The organism is Kingella oralis, from assembly GCF_014054985.1.
GTDB classification, from domain to species: Bacteria; Pseudomonadota; Gammaproteobacteria; order Burkholderiales; family Neisseriaceae; genus Kingella_B; species Kingella_B oralis.
Map to the genome: position 1 here is coordinate 740532 of NZ_CP059569.1, position 20869 is coordinate 761400.

General features: G+C 57.8%; 18 protein-coding genes and 1 pseudogene. 10 read left to right on the forward strand and 9 right to left on the reverse strand.

The window, feature by feature from the left end:
- Positions 1 to 25 precede the first annotated feature (25 nt).
- The gene (locus tag H3L93_RS03975; protein ID WP_003796634.1) at positions 26 to 175 is read right to left on the reverse strand and encodes a hypothetical protein; all 150 of its coding nucleotides are present in this window, start codon (positions 173 to 175) and stop codon (positions 26 to 28) included.
- Between the two features lie 7 nt (positions 176 to 182).
- Entirely contained in the window at positions 183 to 2837 is a 2655-nt protein-coding gene (gene glnD / locus H3L93_RS03980) for a [protein-PII] uridylyltransferase (RefSeq protein ID WP_155803150.1), read from the reverse strand.
- 121 nt (positions 2838 to 2958) lie between these two features.
- Here glnD and H3L93_RS03985 point away from each other — a divergent pair, with 121 nt between their 5' ends.
- Positions 2959 to 5442: an AsmA family protein gene (locus H3L93_RS03985; RefSeq protein ID WP_081446106.1), complete on the forward strand. Its 2484-nt coding sequence runs from the start codon at positions 2959 to 2961 to the stop codon at positions 5440 to 5442.
- Between the two features lie 635 nt (positions 5443 to 6077).
- On the opposite strand, the gene H3L93_RS03990 is transcribed toward H3L93_RS03985, so the two are convergent.
- The 3 genes from H3L93_RS03990 to recB form a co-directional block, all read right to left on the reverse strand.
- Positions 6078 to 6395, reverse strand: a complete 318-nt coding sequence (locus H3L93_RS03990; RefSeq protein ID WP_040558682.1) for a hypothetical protein — start codon at positions 6393 to 6395, stop codon at positions 6078 to 6080.
- 31 nt (positions 6396 to 6426) lie between these two features.
- Positions 6427 to 6558 (reverse strand): hypothetical protein, encoded by a 132-nt coding sequence (locus H3L93_RS13300; protein ID WP_268884199.1) that lies wholly within the window; start codon positions 6556 to 6558, stop codon positions 6427 to 6429.
- Between the two features lie 243 nt (positions 6559 to 6801).
- Complete coding sequence (recB, locus tag H3L93_RS03995; protein ID WP_003796622.1) at positions 6802 to 10464, reverse strand: exodeoxyribonuclease V subunit beta; 3663 nt, start codon at positions 10462 to 10464, stop codon at positions 6802 to 6804.
- 174 nt (positions 10465 to 10638) lie between these two features.
- Here recB and H3L93_RS04000 point away from each other — a divergent pair, with 174 nt between their 5' ends.
- The 4 genes from H3L93_RS04000 (at position 10639) to H3L93_RS04015 (ending at position 13172) form a co-directional block, all read left to right on the forward strand.
- Complete coding sequence (locus tag H3L93_RS04000; protein WP_003796620.1) at positions 10639 to 11001, forward strand: RidA family protein; 363 nt, start codon at positions 10639 to 10641, stop codon at positions 10999 to 11001.
- 67 nt (positions 11002 to 11068) lie between these two features.
- Complete coding sequence (locus H3L93_RS04005; RefSeq protein WP_003796618.1) at positions 11069 to 11767, forward strand: phosphoglycolate phosphatase; 699 nt, start codon at positions 11069 to 11071, stop codon at positions 11765 to 11767.
- 357 nt (positions 11768 to 12124) lie between these two features.
- Positions 12125 to 12583, forward strand: coding sequence for a recombination regulator RecX (recX, locus tag H3L93_RS04010; protein ID WP_040558871.1), 459 nt, complete (start codon positions 12125 to 12127; stop codon positions 12581 to 12583).
- A gap of 130 nt (positions 12584 to 12713) precedes the next feature.
- Positions 12714 to 13172, forward strand: a complete 459-nt coding sequence (locus tag H3L93_RS04015; RefSeq protein ID WP_155803149.1) for a hypothetical protein — start codon at positions 12714 to 12716, stop codon at positions 13170 to 13172.
- Here the strand turns inward: H3L93_RS04015 and H3L93_RS04020 are convergent.
- Positions 13076 to 13993, reverse strand: a complete 918-nt coding sequence (locus tag H3L93_RS04020; RefSeq protein ID WP_003796610.1) for a pseudouridine synthase — start codon at positions 13991 to 13993, stop codon at positions 13076 to 13078. The two genes, H3L93_RS04015 and H3L93_RS04020, sit on opposite strands and share 97 nt — an antisense overlap.
- Positions 13994 to 14092: 99 nt before the next feature.
- Here H3L93_RS04020 and hisS point away from each other — a divergent pair, with 99 nt between their 5' ends.
- Together hisS and H3L93_RS04030 are read left to right on the forward strand one after the other, a co-directional pair.
- The gene (gene hisS, locus H3L93_RS04025) at positions 14093 to 15388 is read left to right on the forward strand and encodes a histidine--tRNA ligase (protein WP_003796607.1); all 1296 of its coding nucleotides are present in this window, start codon (positions 14093 to 14095) and stop codon (positions 15386 to 15388) included.
- Positions 15373 to 15984 carry a YfgM family protein gene (locus H3L93_RS04030; protein ID WP_003796604.1) on the forward strand — a complete coding sequence of 204 codons (612 nt, stop codon included), beginning with the start codon at positions 15373 to 15375 and terminating at the stop codon, positions 15982 to 15984. Before hisS ends, H3L93_RS04030 begins: the two co-directional genes overlap by 16 nt.
- Positions 15985 to 16060: 76 nt before the next feature.
- Here the strand turns inward: H3L93_RS04030 and H3L93_RS04035 are convergent, their stop codons facing one another.
- On the reverse strand, positions 16061 to 17023 hold the full coding sequence (locus H3L93_RS04035) for a tRNA dihydrouridine synthase (protein ID WP_003796603.1): 963 nt from the start codon (positions 17021 to 17023) through the stop codon (positions 16061 to 16063).
- Positions 17024 to 17031: 8 nt separating this feature from the next.
- Between H3L93_RS04035 and H3L93_RS04040 the strand changes: the two are divergent.
- A pseudogene (locus tag H3L93_RS04040) lies at positions 17032 to 17445 on the forward strand (aspartate carbamoyltransferase); the annotation flags it as partial.
- An 11-nt stretch (positions 17446 to 17456) separates the two neighbouring features.
- Here the strand turns inward: H3L93_RS04040 and H3L93_RS04045 are convergent.
- Entirely contained in the window at positions 17457 to 17639 is a 183-nt protein-coding gene (locus tag H3L93_RS04045; RefSeq protein ID WP_155803148.1) for a hypothetical protein, read from the reverse strand.
- A 262-nt stretch (positions 17640 to 17901) separates the two neighbouring features.
- Between H3L93_RS04045 and H3L93_RS04050 the strand changes: the two genes are divergently transcribed.
- Both H3L93_RS04050 and H3L93_RS04055 read left to right on the forward strand, forming a co-directional pair.
- Positions 17902 to 18801, forward strand: a complete 900-nt coding sequence (locus H3L93_RS04050; RefSeq protein WP_050755572.1) for a LamG domain-containing protein — start codon at positions 17902 to 17904, stop codon at positions 18799 to 18801.
- A 175-nt stretch (positions 18802 to 18976) separates the two neighbouring features.
- On the forward strand, positions 18977 to 19171 hold the full coding sequence (locus H3L93_RS04055) for a hypothetical protein (RefSeq protein ID WP_155803147.1): 195 nt from the start codon (positions 18977 to 18979) through the stop codon (positions 19169 to 19171).
- 216 nt (positions 19172 to 19387) lie between these two features.
- Here H3L93_RS04055 and H3L93_RS04060 read toward each other — a convergent pair whose 3' ends face one another.
- Complete coding sequence (locus tag H3L93_RS04060) at positions 19388 to 20854, reverse strand: efflux transporter outer membrane subunit (RefSeq protein WP_155803146.1); 1467 nt, start codon at positions 20852 to 20854, stop codon at positions 19388 to 19390.
- Positions 20855 to 20869: the final 15 nt, after the last annotated feature.

Here is a 20869-nt window from a genome sequence, read left to right on the forward strand (position 1 = left end):
TCGGGTTAAGAAAAAACAGGCGGCATCATATCAAAAATAGAGTGGGCTGCCAAAAGGTGGGGCAGCCTGAAACTTGGGCAAGAATCGTGCGGCAGCCTGAAATTTGAAATGGCGCGGCGGGCTGTTGCCGTTTTATTTCGGATTCAGGTTTCAGGCTGCCTATGGGCGGAGGCATGGGCGGCTTATTCCATTGCGGCGAGCAAGTCGCGTTTGAGGGCGAATTCTTTGCTGGGGTTGGCGAGTTCGCTGTTTTCTACGAGAAAGCTGTCTTCGGCGCGGTCGGCGAGGGTGGCGATTTTGGCGTAGAACAGGCGGATGTTGTGCTGGGCGAAGACTTCGGTGAGGTCGGCGAGCAGGTGGGGGCGGTTGGCGGCGATGATTTGGATGGTGTAGCGGTGGGGTTCTTCTTCGGGCTGGATGCTGACGCTGGGGGCAAGGGGGAGCAGGCGGGCGCGGCGGCTGGGTTGGGTTTTGTGTGGGGCGAAGGTGGGGATGTTGCCGTGGGCAAATTGGGTAAGCTGGGCTTGCAGGGTGGTGCGTAGTTGGTGCAGTTCTTCGCTGCTGTGGTGGGGCGGGGGGGTAAGGATGAAGTTATCTAAAATGAAATCGTGGGCGGTGATGAAGGCGCGGGCGGCGACGATGTCAAACTGGTGTTGCCCGAATAGGCGGCATAGGCGGGTGAACAGGCGGTCTTGGTTGGGCATATAGACGAGGATGCGCCAGTTGCCGTTGGGCTCGGGGGTGATGCTGGCGTGGGGTTGGTGGGGCTGGGCGGCGATTTGGGGGAGTTGGCGGGCGATGGTTGGGCTGTTGTGGCGGGCGAAGTAGGCTGCGCCGAGGGTGTTGAATAGGCGGCGGATGGTTTGGGGGCTGTGGTTTTGCTCTGCGAGGATTTGGCTGGCGTGTTGGTAGCGGTCGTGGATGCTGGTGGTTTTCAGGCTGCCTGAAAGCTGGGCGCGGGTGCTGTGGTAGAGCTGGTCTAGCAGTTGGGCTTTCCATGTGTTCCAGATTTTGGGATTGGTGGCACGGATGTCGCAGACGGTGAGCAGGTAGAGCGAGTCTAGTTTTTCTTGGCTTTGCACGCGCCGGGCGAATTTTTGGATGACGGCGGGGTCGCTGATGTCTTCTTTTTGCGCGGTTTGCGACATGAGCAGGTGTTCGCGCACGAGCCATATGAGCAGGTCGCTGTCGTAGGGGGAAAGTTGGTGGGCTTGGGCGAATTGGGCGGCATCTTGTGCGCCGAGTTGGGCATGGTCGCCGCCGCGTCCTTTGGCGATGTCGTGGAACAGGGCGGCAAGGTAGAGGATGGGTTGCTTGGGGTGGTGTTGCATGAGGGTGGAGAGGGCGGGGTTTTCGTGGCTGTGTTCTTCTTGGGCGAGGCGGCGTAGGTGGGCGAGGGTGGTGAGGATGTGGTCGTCTACGGGGTAGATGTGGTAAAGGTCGTGTTGCAAGAGCCCAACGATGTTGTGCCATTGGGGTAGGTAGCGGGCGAGGATGCCGTAAAGATTGAGCAGGCGCAGGGTGTGGGTGAGCCCTTCGCCTGTGTGGAAGAATTGGAGAAATTGGGCGCGGTGGGCGGGGTGTTGGTTGAAGCTGGGGTCTAGTTTTTGCGCGGCCGCCCACCATGCGCGTAGGGTTTTGGGGGCGATTTGGTTGATGTCGCGGTGGGTTTGCAGGATGTGGGGGAGGATAAGGATGTGTTCGGGCTGTTGGGTGAACAGGGCGGGGTTGTTGGCGGCGAGGGTGTGGTTGATTTGGGTGTAGTGTTCGTTGATGGGGCGGGCGATGCGGGGTAAGGGGGAGTAGATGCGTTCGCGCAGCATGGGGATGAGGATGCCGCTGAGCTGTTGGATGGTTTTGGTGGTGCGGTAGTAGGGGTGCATCAGGTGTTCTATGGCGGTTTTGGCTTCGTTGAAGCCTGCGGTTTTCAGGCTGCCTTGGGGGGATGTGTTTACGGGGGTGGGGCAGCCTGAAAACGGGTTTTGTTGGGCGAGGGTGTGTTGCAGGTCAAAGGTGAGGCGGTCTTCTTCGCGTTGGGCGGCAAGGTGCATGGCGATGCGCAGTTGGGCGAGGGTGCGGTGGCTGTGGCGCAGCAGCTTGGCTTCGGCGGGTGTAATGATGGCGGACCGGGCGGCTGCGGGGGCGGCAAGATTGAGGTTTTGCACGCGGGCGAGCCAGTTGATAACGTGCAAATCGCGCAGGCCGCCGATGCCGTTTTTGATGTGCGGTTCCAGCGTTTGGCTGGGCTGCTTGGCGTGGCGTTTCTGCATTTCCAGCAGTTTGCTTTCAATGAACGGGACGATTTCGCGCTGTTGCCGGGCGGTGCGGATGGCTTGTCGGGCGAGGGCGGTGTTGCCGCATAGGGGGCGGGCTTCCAGCAGGGCGGTGCTGGCGGTTAAGTCGTCTTGCGCGGCTTGGAGGATTTGTTTCAGGCTGCCTGATTGCGGTGCGGGGGCGAGTTTGCCGTCCCACAGGGTTTGGATGAATCGGGCGAGGCTGTCTTGCTCGCGCTCGGTGAGTTCGGCGGGGGAAAGTATGGCGATGTCTAAATCGGAATGGGGGTAGAGTTCGCTGCGCCCGTAGCCGCCGGTGGCGAGCAGGCAAAGGTGTGGGCAGCCTGAAAAATGCTGTTGCCACAGGGCAACCAGCAGGGCATCGGCGGCGGCGGTGTGGCGGCGGAAATAGAGATAGGGGCGGCGGTTTTGCTGGAAGGATTGGTCGGCGGCGGCGCGGGCGGCGCGGTAGGCGGCGATGGGGGTTTCAGGCTGCATGGGGGGGCTTTCTGGGGCGTATGTTTGCGGGCGGGATTTTAATGGCAAACGGCGCAGAGCGGGCATGCTTGCTGTGGTTTTTAGCTTTGCTTTTCAGGCTGCCGCCACCACAACACAGCTTACGCCCACGCCCGCCGGCAAAATTTGCTAAAATGCCAATCTTTCTCGTTTCCCGCACGCGCAGCCCATGTCTTCATTGCCCAGATTCCACCTTTCCCCCGCACACTGGCGCATCAGCCGCATGGCTTTGGTTGCGTGCCTGATTGTGGCGGGCGTGTATTTGGGCGGCTCGGCGGCGTTGTATCGCGTATCCGAACACGAGGCCTTGCAGCAACGCGCCCGCGAAGCCCTAGCAGGCACAAAGCGCACCGTGCAATTTGACGCGCAAATTGAGCGCAGCCTGTTCCCGCGCCCCACCATCATCCTGCACAACGTGGTATTGAGCGAAGCCGACGGCAAAGCCCCCGCCCTGCGCGCGCAAGAAGTCAAAATTGGCATCGGGTGGAGCAGCCTGATTAGCGAGCCCACCATTGAAAAACTGGTGCTCAACGACGTGCACGCGCTGTTGATTCGCAACAACCAAGGGCGCTGGAACATCGCCGATTTATGGCAAACCCGCAACCAACGCCCCGCCGTGTTCAACCGCGTGCAAATCAACCGCGGCACGCTTATCGTGCGCGATGCCGAGCAGGGCGAATTTGCATTCAGCCAAATCAGCCTCGCCCTCGCCCGCCAAAACGACACCACCATCGGCTACCAGCTCGAAGCCCAAGCCCAATCGCCCTATTGGGAAAACCTGCAACTGGCCGCCGCGGGCGACACCATCAGCAGCCCCAACAGCCAGCAGTTCCCCAAGCTCGCCGTCAAATTCAACGGCAAAGAAAACGGCTACACCTTTTCAGGCAGCCTGAAAACCAACGCCACATGGCGTGAACAAGACTTCATCGCCGAAAACAGCAAGCTAGAAATCGCCAGCTATCGCCACAACAGCACCTTCAACATCAGCATCACCAAGCTCGCCAGCCGCTATGGCGACACCAAGCTCACAGGCATCAACGCCGTGTTCACCGCCCCCGGCCACCCCAACCAGCCCACCGGCACGCTTGCCGCCGCCCAAGCCCAATGGCAAGACAACGAACTGCACAGCGACGAAATCAACCTAGATCTCAACACCCGCAACGCCCAACAAGACAACCTAGACATCAACGCCAAATCCGAGCTGATATGGCGCAACGGCAGCGGCATCCAGCTTGGCAAACTCAAATTCATCAGCACCCAAACCACACCCCAAGGCACGCCCCGTTTCGCCAGCGAAATGGAAGGCAGCCTGAATTTCGCCCACCCCGCCAGTTGGCGCGTCCAACTGCAAGGGCTGTTTGACAAGCAACCCGCCAACATCGCGCTGGCGCGCAACGAAAACCACATCAGCGGCAGCCTGAAAATCGCCAAACTCAACACCAAAAACTACGCCACGCTCATCAAAAGCAACCCCACCACCAGCGACATCAGCCAAATCTTCCCCACCGCCCCGCTCACCTACCAAATCGACGCCGACATCGGCACGCTGGAAACCCCCCGCGCCCAAATCGACAATATCCACGCCGGCATCAACGCCAGCGCCGAATCCATCATCCTCGCCCCGCTCACCGCCGACCTATACAGCGGGCGCACCGACGGCAGCCTCATCATCCAAAACCGCACCCCCATCGCCTACCAGCTCCACCAAAAAGCCGAAGGCGTGCAAATCCACCCCATGCTGCAAGACCTGTTCAAACAAAGCCGCATTAGCGGCAAAGGCACCGCCGAATTCGCCCTCACCGCGCAAGGCAGCAGCCCCGACGAAATGCTCGCCAGCCTCAACGGCAGCGTGAAACTGGATATTAACGACGGCGAATGGTCGGGCATCAGCTTCAACCGCATCCGCAACCTGCTCGCCGGCATCGGCAACAGCACGCCCGAAGCCGAAGCCACCGCCATGCCGTTCAGCCATTTTGTGCTGGAAGCCAACATCCAAAACGGCATCAGCAGCCACAGCGCCCAAGCCGCGTTTACCTGGCCCGCCGCCACCATGACCAGCAGCGGCAAGCTCAACCTTGCCAGCAACGAAATCACCGAAGACATCCGCTTCAAAGGCAACGCCGAAAGCCAAGCCCTGCCCATCCGCGTCAGCGGCAAAATGGACAACCCCAGCGTGAGCCTTAATTTCCAACAAATCACATCGGGCAGCACCACCGCTGAAGAAAAACAAAAAGCCATCAGCAGCGCCTTGAAGCAGCAATGGCAATGGTTTATCGCCCAGCCCGACACGCAGCCTGAAAACGACAACAGCGCGCCCGCTCCAGCCCAAGCCGCGCCCAAGCCCAAACCCGTCGCCCGGCCAGCCGCCCCTGCGGTTGCCCCCGCGCCCGAAAAACCCGAAAGCCGCAACGAAGCCAAACACGAACCGCGCATCGCATTGCCCAAAGCCAAGCCTGTTAAACCCGCCGTTAAGCCCGTTGCCAAACCTGCTGTCAAATCCACTGCGAAACTCGCCGCCCAGCCGGTAAGGCAGCCTGAAAAAGCCAAGCCGAGCAATAAGCAGCCTGAAAAAGCCAAACCCCAAGCCGGCGACAAATCCGCTGCGAAACCCAACAGCAAGCCGCCTGCAAAAGCCAAGGACAAGAAAAAATAGGCAGCCTGAAAACGGTGCTGCGGTTGGCAAGGCATGGAACGGCGGCGGCTCATTGCCCATTGCCAAAAGGCGTGTTTGAATGGCGCGGAATATTGGCTTTGGTTGGCGGGCTGGCGATGCTTATTGGGTGGGGTGATGTAAAGGCAGCCTGAAAAACGTGTGCATTCGTTTTTCAGGCTGCCTTTGCGGTTTCGGGCAATCTGTGCGGCAGCCTGAAAATGTTGGTGCGATGGGCGGGGTATGGAGCGGCGGGGGCGCGTTGCCAAAAGAGGGTTGAATTGCAGAGCGTCGGATTGAGGCGTGGTAGCGCGCGGGGCAGCCGCCTTCGGGCGGTTGTGTGTTGAAACTTGCGTTACGGGACGTTTCGCAAGCATGACTTTTCCAGCCGCCTACGGGCGGCTGTGTGTTGAAACCACGCCGCTGCACAGGCTGACGTAGCGCATTTCAGACAGCCGCTTTCAGGAGGCTGTGTGTTGAAACATGCTCGCTTTGTAGCGAGGCGTGATTGTTGGTGTGTTGGCAATGCTTTGTTGCTTGTTGTGCTTGGGATGGGGATAGGAGGCAGCCTGAAAACGTGTTGGATGCGTTTTCAGGCTGCATTTGTGTTTGGAAACTGTTGCGGCAGCCTGAAAATGTTAGAGCGGTAAGCGGGGCATGGAGCGGCGGTGGCTCGTCGCCAAAGAGGGTTGAATTGCAGAGCATTGGATTGAGGCATATTGGTTGGTAAGCGGCTGATGCTGTTGGCGCCGGTGTGAAGAGGCAGCCTGAAAACCCGTAGCTTCAATGAAGCCCAAGCGTTGTTCGCCCATCCAACGAAATCGGTTGGCGGGCGCATTCAAATCTAGTGCATTCAAATGTTTGTCTGCGAAAAAGGCAGCCTGAAAACGTGTGCATTCGTTTTCAGGCTGCCTTTTGTCGGTTGAAACTTTTGCAAAACCCGGTCGGTTGGGCATAAATGCCCGACCTGCAATTGCCTTGGTATTTTTAGCCGGCGCACGGCTTGCGGGCAAGCCGTAGGGGACGCGGGATGGTTTTCAGGCTGCCTGTTATTGCGCCCGCGTTCAAACTTGGGGCGGTTAATTTGTTTGCCGTGGGGGTGGGTATTTTGGCGGGCAAGCGAGTTGTCTGCCCTCTGTTGGGTGTTTTCAGGCTGCATTAAAGGCAGCCTGAAATTGGAATGGTGCGTTTCTGTTTAAATCGTGCGTTGCGCGTCGGCAAAATGTTGGCGAGCCGTCGCTGCTCCGTGTCGGCATTGGGTTCGCAAGGGTTTCAGGCTACCTTTTGGGGCGGGTTAAACGGCAGCCTGAAAACGGTGGTCGGGCTGGCGGTCGTTGCCCTGCTTGTTCGCAACCCTCTTGTTTACAACCATTGTTTCAGGCTGCTGGTGGGGATGTCCCATTGCCATACGCCGTTGCTGGTGATACCGTCCAGACCGCGCAGGAAGAGGTAGCGGATGTGGATGGTTTGCGGCTGGGCGTTGCGGCTGGTGAGATAGCGGGCGGTGGCGATGGCGTAGAGCAGGGCTTGTAGGGCGTAGTGGTGTTGGGCGATGGCTTGGTTGAGCGCGGCTTGGGTGTAGTCGCTGGGGCTGTTGCCGAGCCAGTTGGATTTGTAGTCTAGGATGAGGGTGTCGCCTGTTTCGGTTTGGGCGAGCAGATCTATGTAGCCGTTGATGTAGCCTTGTACGTCGCGGAAGCTGAGGTTTTGCGCGGCGGCGGTGATTTCGGGGGGGAGCTTGCTGTGTTGGGCAAACCATGTTTTCAGGCTGCCTAGGGTGAAGTTGCGGGTGTGCAGCAGGAAGCCGAATTCGGTGAGGATGTTTTGCGGGGGCAGGGTGCTGAGGCTGGTGCGGGGCAAGAGGGGGGTGTGGCGGGTGTCTTCAATCAGCTGGGCGATGGTGTCTTGCCATTGTTGGCTGTTGATGTTGTGTTGGTCTAGGGTGGTTTGGATGAGGGGGAGGTTTTGCCGCCCGGGTTGGGCGAAGGGGTAGCGTTCCAATAGGCTGTGCAGGCAGATGCCTGCGGCTGTGCCTTGGGGGAATTGGGCGATGGTGGGGGGGTCATCTGGTTTCAGGCTGCCTTGTGGGTTTTGGGGTTGGGTGGTTTGTTCGCTGGGGTCTAGGGGGGTGTGTTCGGTGGGTTGGGTGGTGCTGTGGCGGCTGAGGGCGGTGAAGCTGGTGTGCTGGGGGCTGCGGTAGCTGCGGGGGGGGATGGGGGTGGCTCGGTAGGTGGTGGGTTCGTTGGTTTGGGGTTCGCTGGTTTTCAGGCTGCCTGTGTAGGTGGGCAGGGTGAGGGTGTCGTGCCATTGGATGTGCTCGGGGTGTTGCGCGATGAAGTTTTGCCAGCTTTGGCGGTAGGCTTGGGCTTGGAGGTGGGCGTATTCGTCTTTTTTGCTTTTGCCTTTTTCAGGCTGCTGGTGTTGGATGAGGTAGGCGAGGGGGCTGTTTTCGGTTTGGGGGTAGCTGGCGATGTAAATGTTGAGCTGTTCTTCAGCGCGGGTGAGGGCGACGTAGAGCAGGCGGAGGTCTTCGGAGCGTTGTTCGGTTTGGGCTTGTTGTTGGTCGCTGTCGGTGAGCTGGGTTTTGTGGATGAGCTGGGCTTGGTGGTTTTGGTGGATGATTTGCCATTCGGGGGGCTGTTGGTTGCGGGCTTTCCAGACGAACGGGCAGTATACGACGGGGTATTGCAGCCCTTTGGCGGCGTGCATGGTTACGATTTTGACGAGATTTTCATCGCTTTCTAGGCGCAACAGGGCGTGGTCTTGGGGGTTGGCGTGGTTTTGGCTGGCTTGGATTTGTTGTCCGAGCCATTGTTGCAGCGCGCTGGGGGGCTGTCCTTTTTCGTCTTGGGCGGCGAGGATTTCTAGGATTTGGTGGAGGTTGGTGAGGGTGCGGTCGTTGCGTTGGGACAGCAGGGTGGTTTCGGCTTGGAATTGGCGGAGAAATTGTTGTAGGGCGGTGTAAACGCCGTGTTGTTGCCATGTTTGGGCGGCTTGGTTGGCGGCATCGGTCCATTGGGTGAGCTGGGCTTCGTTTTGGTTGAGCTGTTGGATTTGCAGGGCGGTGTGGTTGTAGAGGCAGCCTGAAAGCAGGTAGATGAGGTGTTGGGTGCGTTGGGGGTTGAGGATGAAGCTGATGAGGGCGTAGACGGCTTGGGTTTCTTCTTCGGCGTAGATGCTGTCGCGGCTCAGGAGCACGCTTTGGATGTGGTGCGTTTTGAGCTGGCGTTGCATCAGCGTGCCTTCTTTGCGGGTGCGCACGAGGATGGCGATTTGCCCTGCGCTGATGGGGGTTTTGCCTTGGGCGTGGGCGTGTAAAGTAACGGCGATTTCTTGGGCGCACCATTGGGCGGCACGTTGGGTGAGGGTGTCGCTGTCGTCGGCGGTGGGGTCTTGGTTGAGCCAGGTGAGGCGCAGGGGGGCTTCGCCGCTGGGGAGCTTGCTTTGGCTGCGGGCGGCGCGGGCGGGGTGGTAGGGAATTTTATCTAGGGCAAAGGGGTTGGGGCGGGAAAATAGGGCGTTGATGGCGTGGATAAGGGCGGCGTGGCTGCGGTGGTTTTGGCTGAGGGTGTGGCGGTTGGCGGGGGGGATGTGTTCGGCGGCGGCTAGGTAGGCGTAGATGTCTGCGCCGCGGAAGCTGTAGATGGCTTGTTTGGGGTCGCCGACCATGTAGAAGGCGGTTTTATTTTGGTTGCACTTGTTTTCAGGCTGCCTTGGGGGTTGCATAAAGGCGGCTTGGAAGATGGCGTATTGCAGGGGGTCGGTGTCTTGAAATTCGTCGATGAGGGCGGTTTGCCAGTTGGCGGATAGGGCGCGGGCAAGGGCTTGGGCGTGGGGTTTTTCGGGGCTGAGGGCGTGGTAAACATCCAGCAGCAGGTCGTCAAATTGGCGGCTAGGGCTGGTTTTTTTGTTGGCTTCGTTTTGCGTGCGCAGGTAGTGGATGATGTTGTGGGCAAGCTGGATAAGGGCTTGCTCTTGGGCTTGGATGCAGCGTTGGGCGGCGGTGGCGAGCGCGCCTAGGGTGTTGTTTATCAGGGCGAGTGGCTCGGCGGGCAGTTGGATTTTTTGTTTGGATTTTTTGTCTTGGTTGGCTTTGCTTTGCAGAAATTCGGCGGTGAAGATGGCTTGGGTGTGTTTGCTTTCGGTAAGCAGTTGCCAGATGGTGGCGGGGCTGGGGCAGCCTGAAAATTGGTGGAGCTGGGCGAAGCGGTCTTCGCAGCGGGCGGCGTTGTAGCTTTGTTTGTTGAGATGGGGATGCAGTTGCCAGAAGGCGGCTTGGATTTGGGGAAGCTGGGCGCAAACGTGTTGCCATGCTTGTTGGAATTGTTGCTGGGTTTGGGCGATATGGCTGCTTTCAGGCTGCCGAAATTGGAGATAGGGGCGGGCTAGGTAGGGGGATAGGGCTTGCAGTTGTTTTTCGGGGGTTTGGTTGTGCTGATAGACAAGCTGGGCCTGGACGGGGTTGGGTGCGATTTGGGTGCGCCAGTAGTCTTGGATGGCGGTGAGATTGGGGTTGTCGTTGGGGTCTTCGTTGAGCTGGATGTTGAAGGGGGCTTGGCAGTAGAAGGCGAAGTCTTGCAGGATGCGTTGGCAGAAGCCGTGGATGGTGTAGATGGCGGCGTTGTCAAAATTGCTGATGGCGGCGGTTAGGCGCAGTTGCAGGCGGTCTTGGCTTTCGCTGGCGAGGGCTTGGCTGAGCAGGTTGAAGAGGAAGTCGTCGGGACGGTTTTTGTCATCCAAACTGTTTTGGCGCAGGATTTCAGGCTGCGTTTGGGCGTTGGGCGTGCGTTTGAGCGCGGTAAGGGCTTGGTCCAGGCGGGCGCGCAGGCGGGTTTTGAGCTCGGCGGTGGCGGCCTTGGTAAACGTTACCACAAGGATTTTTTCTACGCTTTGCTGTTCCAGCAGCACAAGGCGGGTGAACAGGGCGGCGATGTTCCATGTTTTGCCTGTGCCTGCGCTGGCTTCGATAAGGTGGGTGCCGTGAACGGGGATGGTGAGCGGGTTGAGCGGGGCGGGGGTGGTCATGTGGGTAGCCTGAAAACGGGTTGGGGTGGGGAAACAACGGGCGCAATGATAGCATGATGCGCGGGCGTTTTCGCTTTGCCGCCGCGCGCTGTTTTAACGCTGTTGAAGCCTACGGTTTTCAGGCTGCGTGGTAGAATGGAGGCTTGTTAAACGATGTAAACGAAAGGGTTTGCGATGGCTGTTGAACGGTTTGGCTGCGGCGCGCGCTTGTCGGAAGCGGTGGTTGCCAATGGTTTTGTGTTTTTATCGGGCATGGTGCCCGAGACGGGCGGCGACATCACGGCGCAAACGGCGGATGTGTTGCGCCAGATTGACGCTTGGCTGGCGCAATGCGGCTCGGACAAGGCGCATATTGTGGAAGCGACTATTTTTTTAGCCAACATGGCGGACTATGCGGGGATGAACGCGGCATGGGACGCTTGGGTAGATGCGGCAAACCCGCCTGCGCGCGCTTGCGTGGAAGCGAAGCTGGCAAACGGCGAATGGCTGGTGGAGATTAAGGTTTCGGCGGTGGCGAATACGCCCAAGGCAGCCTGAAAACCGCAGGCTTCAACGAAGTTAAATTTCAGGCTGTCCCAACAGCTTGCTTACAAAAGGAAAAATCATGACTACTCAAATCCAAGCCGTTGCCTTTGACCTAGACGGCACACTCTGCGACTCCATCCCCGACCTTGCCGCTGCCGCCAACGCCATGCGCCAAACGCTCGGCATGGCAGCGCTGCCCGATGCCGCCGTGCAAAGCTATGTGGGCGACGGCATCGGCGTGCTGGTGCACCGCGCCCTCACCGACAACCCGCAAGGCACCGCTTCTGACGCGCAATGGCAACAAGGCTACACCGCCTTTATCCAACATTATGCCGACCACATCGCCGACCACACCCGCGCCTACCCCGAAACCGAAGCAGGTTTGGGGTTGCTGCAATCGCTGCGCATCCCGCTTGCCGTTATCACCAACAAAAACGAAATCCTCGCCGTGAAACTGCTCAAAGCCTTGAAGCTGGATGGCTATTTCAGCATCGTCATTGGCGGCGACACCTTGCCGCACAAAAAACCCAGCCCCGAGCCGCTGCGCCACGTCGCCCAAGTGCTCGGCGTGAACGTGGCAAACATCATCATGGTGGGCGATTCCAAAAACGACATCCTCTCCGCCAAAGCCGCAGGCAGCATCGCCGTGGGCGTAACCTTTGGCTACGGCGACATGGCGCAACTGAGCCAAAACCCCGCCACCAAGCCCGATTGGACGATTAACGCCCTGCCCGATATTTACGCCCATCTGCGCCCGCAAAAGCCCGAAGAAGAGTAATCCGCCCGCATAAGGCAGCCTGAAACCTTTACAAAAGCTGTAACCAATGGCGCGTCGGCGGCTCGCCGACATTTTCTTGCCAACCGGCAAAACGCCATTGAATACGCCATTTGGCGACGAGCTGTTGCCGCGCCATTTTAGATTTCAGGCTGCCTAATCTTGTTTACACACCCGATCAGGCAGCCTGAAAACAGATTTCCGAATACCGTTTTACAACAAGCCAAAATGACAACGATACCCGTCGAGTGTATGCGCTTGCCCACGCAACGTTTGGCAAAATGCCACGCTACGCCGCAAAGCCACGCCCCCGTATATATGTTTTTTCAGGCTGCCTCAACCCCCATCACCCCCACCACCATGCGACCCACCAAATCCCTACGCGCCCGCGCCCTAGACATCCTCTCCCGCCGCGAAGTGAGCCGCCAACAGCTCTACCGCAAACTCGCCCCCTACGCTGAAGACCCCGACGAGTTAGAAGCCGTGCTCGCCGAATTTGCCCGGCGCAACTGGCAATCCGACGAACGCTACACCGAAGCCTACATCCACAGCAAAAGCCAAAAACACGGCACGCAACGGCTCAAACAAGCCCTTGCCGCGCAAGGCATCGACGAAGCGCTTATCCGCGAACACCTGCCCGATGCCCGCGTCGAGCAAGCGCATGCCAACCAAGTGCTGCGCAAAAAATACCCCGCGCCGCCCGCCGATTACGCCGAAAAACAAAAGCAACTGCGCTTTCTGGTCTATCGCGGCTTTGATTTGGACACCGCCAACCATGCCGTGAAACACGCGTGGGATGACGGGGATGCAGACGAATAAAAGCCGTGTGCGCCGTCATCCATACAAATACAGGTTTGCCGTTTCAGGCTGCCCAAACGCATTAAGGCAGCCTGAAATCTGGGCAAAACGCAAGCAGGTCGGGCATTGATGCCTGACCTACGGCAACAGTTTGTTTTTACGGTTATTCCTGAATATCAAACAAAATTCCCGCCCACGCGGGCATGACGGCGTTTCTTGTTTTCAGGCTGCCTCTGCCGTTGCCCCGCCTTTCAGCTTCGCAACGCAGACCGCTCCAAAGGTTTTCAACCATGGATTTCAGGCTGCCTTCGGGCTTTCGCTGAACGCGGGCGCGATGTTTGGCAGCCTGAAAAGCCAATCCGCGCCCCTACGGCTTGCCCGCAAGCCGTGCGCTGCTAAAAACAAAGGCAGCCTGAAACGCACCATACCGTTTCAGGCTGCCTTTACGTATCCCATGCAGCCTGAAAACGCCGTCGCCGACACCTTTCAGGCTGCCTTAATCCCGTTTGCCAATCACAAATCCTGCCCGCTTTCAAACGCCCGTGCCGCGCCCGTCAGCGGGTCAATAAACGCCAACCGCTTTGCCAGCAGTTTTAACGGCTTGCTGTAATCGTCGCCGTTTTCAGGCTGCACCACGGGATACAGCGCGTCGTTCAGCAACGGCATGCCCAGCCCCATCATCTGCACCCGCAGCTGGTGTTTCTTGCCGGTAACCGGCTGCAATTCGTATAGGCTCGCTTCGCCGCGCGGTTCCAGCAGGCGGACGCGCGTTTCCGCATTCGCTTCGCCCGCCGCCTCGCGCATCAAGAAAAACGGCTCGCTAGGCACAAGGCGCGTGCGCACGATGAGCGGGTATGCCAAATCCAAGCGCGTGGGCGCGAGCGCGTGGTAGGTTTTTTGGATGGCATGGCTGGGGAACAGCGTGTGATACGCCGCACGGGTGGCGGGATTATGCGAAAACAGCATTACGCCTGCGGTGTCTTTGTCCAAACGATGCAGCGGCGTGATGTCGGCGGTATTCAGATACTGCAAATCGGGATGCAGCCGCAGGCGCGTGAGCAGCGTTTCGTGCAAAAACCGCCCGCTGGGGGTAACGGGCAAAAAATGCGGCTTGTCTACCACGATTAAATCGTTGTCTAACCACAAGATTTTTTCGTCAAACGGAATGCGCGGCTCGGCATCGCGGCTGATTTCGCGGTAGTAAAAAATCTTTTCTCCTGCTTGGTACAACACATTTTCGTGCAACGGCTCGCCGCGCTGGTTCACCACCATGCCGCTGTTGAGCCGCGCGCGCCAAATATTTTCGGCGATAAACGGAAAGCGGGCGCGCAAATAGCACAGCAGCGGTTTGCCGATGTATTGCTTGTCGTGCGGTAGGTTGAGGTAGCTGGGTTTGATGCCGTTTAGCATGGGCAGGGGGCTGGGTTTCATGAACGATATTTTAGCAAAATAGGCAGCCTGAAATCGGTTACAATACGCGCTTTTTTCAGGCAGCCTGAAAACCCAGTTAGATTATCCGAAAGCCGCAAAATGTCGCAAAAAATCCAATCCGTTAAAGGCATGAACGACCTTCTGCCCGTTGAACAAAAAGACTTCAAGCTCACTGCCGATTTCTGGCAAGCCTTTGAAAACCAAGTACAAAAATGGACGCAACGATTTGGCTACAAGCAAATCCGCACGCCCATTGTGGAACACACAAATCTATTTGTACGCTCCATCGGCGAAGAAACCGATGTGGTGGGCAAGGAAATGTACACGTTTAACGACAACGCGGGCGAAACCAGCCTCAGCCTGCGCCCCGAGGGCACGGCAAGCTGCCTGCGCGCGGTGGTGGAACACGATTTAACCTACGCCGCGCCGCAAAAATTGTGGTACATGGGGGCGATGTTCCGCGCCGAACGCCCGCAAAAAGGGCGTTATCGTCAGTTTCACCAAGTGGGCATTGAAGCGCTGGGCTTTGCCGACCCCGATATTGACGCGGAAATCATCGCCATGTGCGCCGATTTGTGGCGCGAATTGGGCATCAGCGGGCAATTAACGCTGGAAATCAACAGTTTGGGCAACCGCGAAGAACGTGCCGCCCACCGCGCTGCGTTGGTTGCTTACTTGTCGCAACACGAAGCCGAGTTGGACGACGACAGCAAACGCCGTTTGCACACCAACCCGCTGCGCGTGTTAGACAGCAAAAACCCTGCCTTGCAAGACATTTGCAACGCCGCGCCGCGCCTGTTGGATTATCTGGGCGAAGCCTCGTTGCAACACTACAACACGTTTAAATCGCTGCTGGATGGCTTGCAAATCAAATACATAGAAAACCCACGCTTGGTGCGCGGCTTGGATTATTACAACCACACCGTGTTTGAATGGACCACCGACAAGCTGGGCGCGCAGGCCACCGTGTGCGGCGGCGGGCGTTATGATGGCTTGATGGAAGAATTGGGCGGACGTGCCACGCCATCCATCGGCTTTGCGATGGGCATCGAGCGGCTGCTGCTGCTGGTGCGCGATTACGGCAGCCTGAAAGCCGATTTCGCGCCCGATGTGTTTGTGATGCAGCAGGGCGAGGGCGCAACGTTAGCCGCGATGAAACACGCGCAGACTTTGCGCGGTGCGGGGCTGAACGTGGCGCAGTTTTCAGGCAGCACCAAGCTGAAAAACCAGTTTAAACGCGCCGACCAATCGGGCGCGACGTTTGCCGTGATTATTGCGGAAAACGAAGTGGCGCAAAATACGGTTACCATTAAAGACTTACGCGGCGAGCGCGGGCAAACAACCGTTGCTGCCGATGAGCTAGTTCAACAATTAAACGAATGGAGTACGCAATAATGGCGGGTTATCACGACGAACAAGAAAACATCAACACGGCGAAGCATATTTGGCACAGCGGCGGCAAATGGGTGGCGGCGGTGCTGGTGGCGGGCGCGTTGGGCTATGTGGGCTATGTGGCGTATAAAGGGCGCGTGCACCAAGGCAGCGCGCAAGCGGCGCAACTGGCGGCGCAGGTGAAAGGCGATGCGGCGAAATTGGCGGCGTTGCAACAGCAGTTCCCGAAAGACACGGCAACCACGCAGGCGAGCTTGCAAACGGCGGCGGCGTTGTTCCAAGCGGGCAAGCTGGACGATGCGGCAAAGGCGTATCAATGGGTGCTGGCAAACGACAAAACGCCCGTTTTTCAGGCTGCCGCGATGCAGAATTTGGCGAATGTGTATATTCAGCAGAAAAAATACGACGACGCGCTTAAAACGCTTGCCATGCCTGTGAGCGAGCCGTATCAGCCGTTGATTAACGAAACCAAAGGCGATGTGTTCGCGGCGCAAGGCAAAGCTAAAGAGGCGGGCGAGGCGTATAAACTGGCGTTGGATAAATTGCCTGAAAACTCGGGCAACCGGCAGTTTATTCGGATGAAGATGAGCCAGCTTTGATGGGCTTGGCTTGATGTAAACGAAACCCAGCGGATGAACGCTGGGTTTTTTGTTTCAGGCTGCCATAGGCGGCGGTTCAGGCAGCCTGAAAATCCTGCAACACGCATTGGATTTCGCTCGCTTCGCGCAAGGTGCGCACGGCGGCAAACAGTTGCGCCGTTTCGGGGTAGGCTTTTTTCATCATGCCGAGCCATTGTTTGAGCCGCGCGACGGCGTATTTGCCTTGCGGCTCGTGCGCGAGGCACAAATCAAAAAACAGCCGTATCCAATCCATGATTTCCGCGTTGAATGCGGCAGCCTGAACGGGCTCGCCGCGCAGGTGTTGCTTGATTTGGCGCGCCAAATCGGGGCGCATCACCGCGCCGCGCCCAATCATCACGTCGTCGCAGCCGCTGGTTTGGCGGATGGCGAGGTAGTCGTCCAGCGTGAACACGTCGCCGTTGGCGATGACGGGGATGTTAACGTGCTCGCGGATGGTTTTGAGCCAATGCCAATGGGCGGGCGGTTCGTAGCCTTGCACTTTGGTGCGGGCGTGGATGGTGATTTGGCTGGCGCCGCCTGCGGCGATGGCTTGGGCGTTAGCGACGGCCAAATCGGTGTTTTCAAAACCCAAACGCATTTTAGCGGTGAGGTTGATGTGTTCGGGCAGCCTGAAACGCAGCTCGTGCACGATTTGGTGGATGCGCTCGGGCTCGCGCAGCAGGATGGCGCCGCCTTGGTGTTTGTTGACGGTGGGGGCGGGGCAGCCGAAGTTGAGGTCTATGGTTTGCACGCCGAGGCGCACGGCTTCCAGCGCGTTTTTTGCCATCATGTCGGCATCGCTGCCGAGCAGTTGGGTGGTGCAGGGGATGCCCGACGGGGTGCGGTTTTGCCGGGCGATTTCGGGGACGTGGCGCAGCCATGTGACGCGGGAATGGACGGTGTGGGTGATGCGGACGAATTCGCTCACGCATTCGTCGTAGCCGCCGATGCGTGTGAGCAGGTCGCGCATGGGGGCATCAGTTAGCCCTTGCATGGGGGCGAGAATGAGTTTGGGCATGGTAGTTTTCGCTGGTGCAAGCCTTAAAACGCTTCGGCTGCGAATTTGCATTTGTGTCGTCGCCCAGCCTGGCCATGCCCGAATACATTACCGAAGAATTGGACGAAGCCGGCGCAAAATGGCAGATACTGCCCAATTTGGAAAGTGCGGCGGAATGGGCAGATATCCTGTATATGACCCGCGTGCAGCGCGAACGCTTCGATGGCGTGGAATTCGCCAAAATCCAAGGCAAATTCAACCTGCATGCCGCCACTTTGGCCAATGCCAAACCCAATCTGCGTGTGCTGCACCCCCTGCCGCGCGTGGACGAAATTGCGCCCGACGTAGATGGCACGCCGCATGCTTATTACTTTGAACAAGCACAAAACGGCATATTTGCGCGTATGGACATGCTTGCATTGGTGTTGAATGAGAATGTGTAGATATTGAGTTTTCATTCAGCCGATAAATCAATTTTTGCCAGAAAGTTCAAATGAATGTATGCGAGAAAATTATTGGTGGTGATGTGCTTGGCAGCACTTACCGCAGGCTGCAATGAAGACGAAAAATCAGGTCTGGGCACAGCAAAAGGCTTAGCCACGGCCAACTCAACCTCCGGCTCATCTTCCAATAACAATAACTATGCGAAAATCAGAGGAAGGGAATACACTTCCGCACAAACGCCTACACCCGCCCCAAGTCCTGCGCCTGCTCCAGTGCCGACACCTAATCCGACACCGGCGCCAAGTCCCGTACCCACCCCTTCACCGACGCCGTCCCCAGCGCCAGCACCCACACCGGCTCCCACGCCCGCACCTTCCGAAAACGGCTGCGAACATCCGACCGATGAATCCGGTCAATGGCGAAGCGAGAAATGCTATGAATTCAAGGAAGGGCGCGTGCCTGCCGATTGGGAAAGCAAAGAAATCCGCAATCATTTGCACAGTTATCTGTCCTACCTGCCGGACAACATCTCTTTCGTGGCCGGCGATTATGCCCAACTGACCACGCGCCGCCACTGCGTTGATAAAGAAGGAGACCCCTTGAACGACAGCAACGCCACCTCTGGCGTATGTCCGGCGGGAAAAGTCACCCAATATTCCAGCGGCCGGCTGGAAACCATCGGCATGGTGGATGCAAGCCGCCCGTTCCGTGCCGAAGTCCGCGCCAAAATGAATTGGAACGGGCTGCGCGGTATGCGCACTGCGCTTTGGCTGAACAAACATAAAAACGAAGACAGCATCCGCACCTGCAAAACCCCTGGCGGCGGTAGTGCGCCTTATGGTTCGCTGCTGATTCTGGAATGGTTCTCCGCCATGCCGGATTATGCCTTCCCTGCATCCAGCATCAGCTGCTATTATAGCACGGCGGGCAAAGAATGGCGCACGCGCGTATTCGTGCATCGCTTGGAAAACCGTATCCGCAACCGTTCCGCTTGGCTGACGCACGATTGGCATGTTTGGGCCATCGAATATGATGGCACCAAAATCCGTTATTACATGGACGGCAAGCTGATTCCCGTGCACCATTACCGCGTGAACGATTCCAGCACGGTCGATGTGACCGACTACCACAGTTTCACGCCGGACGGTACATACGTTTCCACCATGCCCGACGAGGACTACACCAAGCTGCAAATCGACCCCGATTTGGTCGAACAAGTGCTCCGCAACGACAAATGGCATTTCGTTTTAAACGATTATGTGGAATGGGAAGACAATCTGGATCCGCCGTCGATCCAAGAGCCGTTCCCGATGCAGACCACGCAGATTGACTATGTGCGGCTGTACTATAAATAACAAATAACATCCCATGCAGGCTGCCCGAAAGCGATAGATTCGTGTATTATCGGGCAGCCTGCAATATTTCATGAGCACCATGCCCAATATGCCCGCCCGCCTGACCAACCAACCCCCTTGGTATTATCCTTGTTGTGATGCTGCTGCTTGTCATTAGGGTGCAGGCTGCTTTGCGTTGGCGCACGTTATCGGCGTTGTCAGCACTTATGCCGTGCCCGGCCAGCCCGAACAGGTGCGCCTGCTCCAACGCCCAATCATCCGCGGAACCGGCCAACCGCGCTGCGAACTCGGCTATTGCCAAGGGAGTAGGGTGGGGCAGCCTGAAAAGGGGGTTGATGTTTCAGGCTGCCTTACTTATGGAGCGGGCTGATGTTTGTTTAACGAATGGATGGCTGCGTTCAATCGCTTTTCAGGCTGCCGTAGTGTTTTTCAGGCTGCCGTAGTAATGAATATAAGCAACGCCAAACATCGGTTTCAGCTATTCAACCTGCAGCACAACAAGACAACGCAACAGCCATGTCGCCACACGAAATAGGCAGCCTGAAAACATCAAACCCGTTTTCAGGCTGCCTTTTGGTTCGCAAGGTTATTGGGCGGTTGCCTGTTTGCTTGTTTGCACGGCGGTTTTTGCCGCCTTGATTTCCCGCTGCGTGGTGGCATCGTCGCTGGAATAGCGTTTCAAGCCGCCGCCCAAGGCTTTATACAAATCCGCCAAGTTTTCCAGCAGGCTCAGCTGGGTGGACAACACGGTTGTGTCGGCCGAATAGCTGCTGCGTTGCGCGTCCAGCAAATCCAATGCGCTGGAAACGCCGTGTTTGTAGCGCAGGGTGGTTAAGCGCAGGCGTTCGTTGTAGGCTTTTTGTTGCGCCAGGTTGGAATCGTATTGCGTGTTCATGGCGGCGCGGGCAACCAGCGCATCGGCCACGTCGCGGAACGCGCCTTCAACGGCGGCTTCGTAGGCGACTACGGCTTTTTCCTGCTCAATTTTGCTCACTTTCAACTGGTTGCGGCGTTGCCCCCAGTCAAAAATGGGCAGCGACAGATTGCCGCCGTAAGACCATGTTTTATTGGACGAGTTAAATAAATTGCTCAACTGGCTGCTGCCAAAGCCCAAAGTGCTGGTGAGGCTGATGGTGGGGAAGAACGCGGCGCGTGCCACGCCGATATTGGCGTTGGCGGCTTTAAGCGTGTGCTCTGCCGCGATGATGTCGGGGCGGTTGAGCAGCAAGTCGGATGGCAAGCCTGCGGGCAAGTTGCGGATTTTAAACTGCTTGCTCAACGCCAAAGGCGCGGGCAAATCGTCGGGGATTTTTTGGCTAATCAGCAATTCCAACGCATTGCGCGCTTGCTCGCGGGCGCGCACGGCGGCGGCGTAGCTGGCTTTGGCGTTTTCAATCATCGCTTCTTGCGAGCGCAAATCCAGCGCGGAAATCACGCCTGCTTTGTGGCGCACTTTCGCCAAATCGTAGGTTTTTTGGTAGCTCGCCAAAGTTTTTTCGGATAACGCCATCGCGGCTGTGGCGTATTGTTCGTTGAAATAGGCTTTGGCAACGCTGGCAATCAGGCTCAGATGCGTGGCATCACGGCTGGCGGCGGTGCTGAAATATTGTTGCAGCGCGGCTTGGCTGCTGTTGCGCACGCGCCCCCACAAATCCAGCTCAAACGCAGAAATGCCCAAGCCTGCGTTGTAGCTTTCCACGTCGCCACGGCTGCGGCTTGCGCCGCCGTTTGCCCCGAGGCTCGGGAACTGCGATGAGCGCGTAATCGCGTATTGGGCGCGGACTTGTTCCACATTCAAATTGGCGGTGCGCAAATCGGTGTTGTTTTTCAAAGCGATTTCAATCAAGGCGTGCAAGCGGGGGTCGGCAAAATAGTCTTGCCAGCCCAATGATGCAGCCTGAAAGGCTTGTTCGCCGTTGCGCTGCGCATCGTATTTGAAGGTGTCGGACGGCAGTTCAACATTGGGTTTTTCGTATTTGGGCGCAAGGTTGCACGCCGATAGGGCAATGCTTAGGGCAACCGCTGTGAATGAATAGTTTAAAACAGGTTTCATAATTTTCCTTCCATA